Here is a 1,171-nt window from a genome sequence, read left to right on the forward strand (position 1 = left end):
CCGCCTGGGGAGTACGGCCGCAAGGTTAAAACTCAAATGAATTGACGGGGGCCCGCACAAGCGGTGGAGCATGTGGTTTAATTCGATGCAACGCGAAGAACCTTACCTACTCTTGACATCCAGAGAACGAGGCAGAGATGCCTTGGTGCCTTCAGGAACTCTGAGACAGGTGCTGCATGGCTGTCGTCAGCTCGTGTTGTGAAATGTTGGGTTAAGTCCCGCAACGAGCGCAACCCTTATCCTTTGTTGCCAGCGATTCGGTCGGGAACTCAAAGGAGACTGCCGGTGATAAACCGGAGGAAGGTGGGGATGACGTCAAGTCATCATGGCCCTTACGAGTAGGGCTACACACGTGCTACAATGGTGCATACAAAGAGAAGCGATCTCGCGAGAGTCAGCGGACCTCATAAAGTGCGTCGTAGTCCGGATTGGAGTCTGCAACTCGACTCCATGAAGTCGGAATCGCTAGTAATCGTGGATCAGAATGCCACGGTGAATACGTTCCCGGGCCTTGTACACACCGCCCGTCACACCATGGGAGTGGGTTGCAAAAGAAGTAGGTAGCTTAACCTACGGGAGGGCGCTTACCACTTTGTGATTCATGACTGGGGTGAAGTCGTAACAAGGTAACCGTAGGGGAACCTGCGGTTGGATCACCTCCTTACCTAGATGATACGTTGAGTGACGTGTCCACACAGATTGTCTGATAGCTATCACGAGCAAGAAAGATTCTATAGGCTTGTAGCTCAGGTGGTTAGAGCGCACCCCTGATAAGGGTGAGGTCGGTGGTTCAAGTCCACTCAGGCCTATCAGTTCCTCTTATCCCAAGGCGAGGATTGAAGCCGTAGCATGTTGCCACTACTAGGAAGGCATGTCAGGCGGTATCCGGAAAGTGACACTGGCTGTCGTCCTGTGACTGACTGTGGTGAACGAGACTTTACCTGGGCACGTAGGTAAGCTGACTCATCGCAGGTGACTGACGATGGTATATTCAAAGTGAACAACTTGGGGCTATAGCTCAGCTGGGAGAGCGCCTGCTTTGCACGCAGGAGGTCAGCGGTTCGATCCCGCTTAGCTCCACCATTCCGCGATGGTGGTGGTCATTCACGTGGCGACGAGGTGGTTTTCCTGTTGTTGGTTTATTTCAGAGCGTGTTTGTATTTTCAAGTGC

At 52.7% G+C, this 1,171-nt stretch carries 2 tRNA genes and 1 rRNA gene; all 3 read left to right on the top strand.

The features are described 5' to 3' along the window. A 16S ribosomal RNA gene (locus BG74_RS02120) occupies positions 1–664 on the top strand; the annotation flags it as partial. Positions 665–735: 71 nt separating this feature from the next. Beyond that, positions 736–809 (top strand) — tRNA-Ile (locus BG74_RS02125). 198 nt (positions 810–1,007) lie between these two features. Beyond that, positions 1,008–1,083 (top strand) — tRNA-Ala (locus BG74_RS02130). Positions 1,084–1,171: the final 88 nt, after the last annotated feature.

The organism is Sodalis-like endosymbiont of Proechinophthirus fluctus (assembly GCF_001602625.1).
GTDB lineage: Bacteria > Pseudomonadota > Gammaproteobacteria > Enterobacterales > Enterobacteriaceae.